General features: G+C 74.9%; 2 protein-coding genes and 2 pseudogenes. 3 read left to right on the forward strand and 1 reads right to left on the reverse strand.

All coding sequences use genetic code 11. From position 1 onward, the window contains the following. The 3 genes and pseudogenes from C1I95_RS31615 to thiC all read left to right on the forward strand — a co-directional run. Positions 1 to 200 (forward strand): annotated as a pseudogene (locus tag C1I95_RS31615) (thiamine phosphate synthase); the annotation flags it as partial. A gap of 118 nt (positions 201 to 318) precedes the next feature. Then, positions 319 to 1107, forward strand: coding sequence for a bifunctional hydroxymethylpyrimidine kinase/phosphomethylpyrimidine kinase (gene thiD / locus C1I95_RS31620; protein WP_111219487.1), 789 nt, complete (start codon positions 319 to 321; stop codon positions 1105 to 1107). Between the two features lie 14 nt (positions 1108 to 1121). Continuing rightward, positions 1122 to 2714: a phosphomethylpyrimidine synthase ThiC gene (gene thiC / locus C1I95_RS31625; RefSeq protein ID WP_111219489.1), complete on the forward strand. Its 1593-nt coding sequence runs from the start codon at positions 1122 to 1124 to the stop codon at positions 2712 to 2714. Positions 2715 to 2744: 30 nt separating this feature from the next. Here the strand turns inward: thiC and C1I95_RS35520 are convergent. After that, positions 2745 to 5165, reverse strand: a pseudogene (locus tag C1I95_RS35520) (hypothetical protein); the annotation flags it as partial.

Below are 5165 nucleotides of genomic sequence, written 5' to 3' on the forward strand. Positions count from 1 at the left end.
GCCCCGTGCCGGCTCTGGCCCTGGGCGGCATCGAGACCCCGACCCAGGTACGCGCCTGCGTCGAGGCGGGCGCCGCCGGAGTCGCCGTCCTCGGCGCGATCATGCGCGCCACCGACCCACGGCAGGCAGCCACCACGCTGACCAGCGCCTTCCAGGAGGCGGCCACCCCGAAGCCACCAACCCGGAATCCCGGACGGTGACCACCACGACGGGGCTGCGGCCGACCGTGCCCACGCAGGGATCAAGCCTGACCGCCCGGAGTGGGCACGGTCGGCCGCAGCCCTCAACCGCAACCACGACGCCGACAAAGGGAGAGACGTGACCCCCACCACCGTGCTCACCGTGGCCGGCTCGGATTCCGGCGGCGGCGCCGGGATCCAGGCCGACCTGAAGGTGTTCGCCGCGCTCGGCGCGTACGGCACGAGCGTGCTCACCGCGGTCACCGCGCAGAACACCCGGGGGGTGGACGCCGTGCTGCCGCTGCCGCCGCAGACGGTCACCGACCAGCTCGACAGCGTGCTGTCCGACTTCGCGGTGCGGGCGGTCAAGACCGGGATGCTCGGTACCCCGGCCGTGGCGGGTGCGATCGCCGACGCGGCGGCGGCCGGCCGGCTGCCGCAGTTGGTCGTCGATCCGGTGCTGGTGGCCACCAGCGGGCATCGGCTCGGGGTGGTGGAGGCGGTGGAGCGGCTGCTGCCGTACGCCCGGGTGGCGACCCCGAACAGCGCGGAGGCCGCGGCGCTCACCGGAGCCCCGGTGACCAGTGTGGCGGAGATGGCGACGGCCGCCCGGGCCCTGGCGGCCGGTGGGCCGGAGTGGGTGGTCGTGACCGGCGGCGACGTGGACGCCGACGGCGAGGCGGTGGACGTGCTGCACGGTCCGGACGGGACGACCGTGCTGCGCGCCCCGCGGGTGCCGACCCGGCACACCCACGGGACCGGCTGCTCGTTCTCGGCGGCCACCGCCGTGCGGCTGGCGCTGGGCGATCCGGTGCCGGCGGCGGTCTCGGCCGCCAAGGAGTACGTCACCCGCGCGCTGACCGGCGCGCAGGGTTGGAAGTTGGGCGCGGGACGCGGCCCGCTGGACCACTTCGGCTGGTCCGCCTGATCAGGGAGGTTGTCATGCAGGCACGCCGCAAGGTGTACGTCGAGGGATCGCGGCCCGACATCCGGGTGCCGTTCGCGGAGGTGGAGTTGGCCGGGGACAACCCGCCGGTGCGGCTCTACGACACCGCCGGCCCGGGCTCCGATCCGACGGTCGGGCTGCCGCCGCTGCGGGGGCCGTGGATCGCCGAGCGGGGCGACGTGGCGCCGGCGCGTGGTGCTGGCACCCCGCTCGCCGGGGCGGACGGGAGGCGGCCGACGCAGCTCGCGTACGCGCGGGCCGGGATCGTCACGCCGGAGATGGAGTTCGTGGCGATCCGGGAGGGCATGGCACCGGAGTTCGTCCGGGCCGAGATCGCGGCCGGGCGGGCCGTGCTGCCGCTCAACGTCAACCATCCGGAGTGCGAGCCGGCGATCATCGGTAAGGCGTTCCTGGTCAAGGTAAACGCGAACATCGGCACGTCGGCGGTGACCTCATCGGTGGCCGAGGAGGTGGAGAAGCTCACCTGGGCCACCCGGTGGGGCGCGGACACGGTGATGGATCTGTCCACCGGCAAGCGGATCCACGAGACCCGCGAGGCGATCGTGCGGAACTCGCCGGTGCCGATCGGTACGGTGCCGATCTACCAGGCGCTGGAGAAGGTCGGCGGCGACCCGGTGGAGCTGACCTGGGAGGTGTTCCGGGAGACCGTGATCGAGCAGGCCGAGCAGGGCGTGGACTACATGACGGTGCACGCCGGGGTGCTGCTGCCGTACGTGCCGCTGGCGGTGGGCCGGGTGACCGGCATCGTGTCGCGGGGCGGCTCGATCATGGCCGCCTGGTGCCTGGCGCACCACGAGGAGAACTTCCTCTACACCAACTTCGGCGAACTGTGCGAGATCCTGGCCCGCTACGACGTGACGTTCTCCCTCGGTGACGGGCTGCGGCCCGGGTCGATCGCGGACGCCAACGACGAGGCGCAGTTCGCCGAGCTGCGGACCCTGGGCGAGCTGACCAGGGTGGCCTGGGAACACGACGTACAGGTGATGATCGAGGGCCCCGGGCACGTACCGATGCACAAGATCAAGGAGAACGTGGACCTCCAGCAGGAGTGGTGCCACGAGGCGCCGTTCTACACGCTCGGCCCGCTGACCACCGACATTGCGCCCGCGTACGACCACATCACCTCGGCCATCGGCGCGGCGATGATCGGCATGTTCGGCACGGCGATGCTCTGCTACGTCACCCCGAAGGAGCACCTGGGGCTGCCGGACCGGGACGACGTCAAGGCGGGGGTGATCGCGTACAAGATCGCGGCGCACGCGGCGGACCTGGCCAAGGGCCACCCCGGCGCGCAGGCCTGGGACGACGCGCTGTCCAAGGCGCGGTTCGAGTTCCGCTGGGAGGACCAGTTCAACCTCTCGCTGGACCCGGAGACCGCGCGGTCGTACCACGATGCGACGCTGCCCGCCGAGCCGGCGAAGACCGCACACTTCTGCTCGATGTGCGGGCCGAAGTTCTGCTCCATGAAGATCACCCAGGATCTCCAGGAGTACGCCGCCCGAGGCATGAAGGACAAGTCAGACGAGTTCGTCGCCGCCGGCGGGCGGGTCTACCTGCCCCTGGCCTGACCTGCCACCCCAACCGTGCGGGCGAGAACGTCAGTCCCGGTGGTGCCGGCCGGACGAGCGCAGCGAGCGACGGGACTCCTTCGGCGTGGGCTCGTCGTCGCCCGACGGGCGGCCGAGCCCGGCCACCCAGTCGACGTACTCCTCGTCCTGCGCCGCCAGCGCCTCCTCGCGCTCGGCCGCGGCACCGGCGTCCCCCGGGCGTGGTCTGCCGCGGCGGAACAGGCCACGCCGACCCTTGTCGCGGTCGCCGCCCGGCTGCACGTCCTCGGCGCGGGTGACAGGTGGTTTGGCGAAGGCGGCCGACAGGTCGCGGGCGGTGGCCACCGGGTCGGTGGTGACGCCCGGGGTGACGGCGTATGCCGCAGACAACTCCTGCGCTGTGGTGGCCGGGGCAGTCCGGTCGGGATGCACCGTCTCGACGCCGCCCGGGTCGGCCGACGATGGTCCGCTCTCGGTGTCGTCGGTGGAGCGGTCCGGTCCGACGGCCGGCGCGGTGCGCTCGGCTGCCGGAGGTGATGTGTTGGAGTACCAGGCCGGTGCCGCCCCGCGGTCGCGCGGTTCGAGGTCGGCCGGCCCGGTGCTGCCGGGCTGGGCCGGGGCGGCGCTGCCGGGCTGGGCCGGGGCAGTGGCGCTTGGCTGGGCCGTGGGCAGGACGTCGTCGGCCGGCGGCGGACCGGGCTGAGGGGCGAGGGCGAAGGCGTTCCAGGGCGTCGCCCGGTTCAGGTCGGGCATCGGAAGGCGGTGCCGAGGTCGCGGTGCCGATTCGGGTGCCGTCGCCCCGGCCGTCCCACCGTCGCCGGCGGCCGCCCATCGGTCCGGAGTTCCGCCCCATCCGACGGCGTCGGCGCGCGACGCTGCGGCACGGTCCTTGCTCACCTCGGCCGGGGTAGCCGGAGCGAGACCGGCGGCGGCGGCGTCGGCGTGGGTAGCGGTGATGGGGCCGCTGGCGTCGGTGCGGGTGACCGTGATCGGGCCGGTGGCGTCGGTGCGGGTAACCGTGGCGCGGCCAATGGCGGCGTCGGTGTGGGCGGTCGGCGTGTGGCCGGCGGCGGCGTCGGCGTGGCGGGCCGTCTCGGAGTCACCGGCACCGGCGGAGATCGCCGTTCCCGGGTCGGGCGCGGCGCTCAACGAGGCGGCATGCTCAGCCGGAGCCGGAGCCGGAGCCGGAGCCGGAGCCGGAGCCGGAGCCGGAGCCGGAGCCGGAGCCGGATCGGCCGGTGTCGCCTCGCCGTCGGGCCCGGCGGCGTGCGCCGTCGGGGGCGGATCCGCCGGGCTCGTGGCCGCGGCGGGTGTCCGCGGCTTGCGGGTGCGCCGAGGCGCCGGCGTCTTCTTGGCCGGCACGACCGTCGGGCCGGCCGGCGGCTCCGCGGCCTGCACCGCCGACGAGATGTCGCTGCCGTCGCCGACCGGCGTCGGGTCGACCGCCGGCTCGGGGTTCCGGTCGGGCACCGCCGGAGGCTCGCCGTTCGCCGGTCCCGGTTCGTCGGCCGTCCGGTCGCTGGCCGCCGGCATGCCCGCCGCCGCGTCAACAGCTGACGGAATGCCCTCGGTCAGTCCGCCGGCAGCGGACGGGGTGGCCTCGGTCAGTCCGCCGGCAGCGGACGGGGTGGCCTCGGTCAGTCCGCCGGCAGCGGACGGGGTGCCCCCGGTCAGTCCGCCGGCAGGGGATGGGGCACCTTCGGTCAGTCCGCCGGCAGGGGCGCCGCCCGCCGCTGGCAGGGTTGCCGCAGTGCGGCCGACCGTGTCGTCGGCACGTTCGCCGTCGGTCGGGTTGGCAGTGGTACCGGTGCCGGTTCCGACCACCGCGTCCGCCGTCGGGCGGTCGGCCTCCGGCCCGTCTGCCCGGCTGGCCCCCGACCAGTTCTCCCGGACGGCCTCCAATGGGTCTGCCTTGGCCGCCTCCGGCCCGTGTCCGATGGCGGCCTCCGGCCCGTTCGCGCTGCTTGTCTCCCACTCCTGCGCCGGGGCGGCCTCCGGCCCGTCCGCGCTGGCGATCGTCCACTCCTGCGCCGGGGCGGCGTCTGGTCCGTGCGTGCTGCTTGTCTCCCACTCCTGCGCCGGGGCGGCGTCTGGTCCGTGCGTGCTGGCCTTCTCCCGCTCCTGCGCCTGAGCGGCCTCCGGCCCGTCCGCGCTGGCGACCGCCCACTCCTGCGCCGGGGCGGCGTCTGGTCCGTGGGTGCTGGTTGTCGCCCACTTCTGCGCCCGAGCGGCGTCTGGTCCGTCCGCGCTGCTTGTCTCCCACTGCTTCGCCGGGGCGGCGTCCGGCCGGTCTGGGCTGGCGGAATCCGTCGGAGCTGCCTCGGGACCGGCCGCCGCGGCGATCGCCGGCCCGGCCGATGCCGGGATGCCGGCGCTACTCGCGCCGCTCGCCGGAACGAGGGGGCCTTCCGCTACCCAAGGGGTGGACAAGGGACCGCTGTCCGCATCCGGCCCGTGTGAGTGGGGTAGGGC

This window comes from Micromonospora craterilacus (genome assembly GCF_003236315.1).
In the GTDB taxonomy this organism is placed as follows: domain Bacteria; phylum Actinomycetota; class Actinomycetes; order Mycobacteriales; family Micromonosporaceae; genus Micromonospora; species Micromonospora craterilacus.

Excerpts from the sequence above, each read along its gene's own strand:
- thiC (WP_111219489.1), top strand. The coding sequence starts at position 1,122 with ATGCAGGCACGCCGCAAGGTGTACGTCGAGGGATCGCGGCCCGACATC.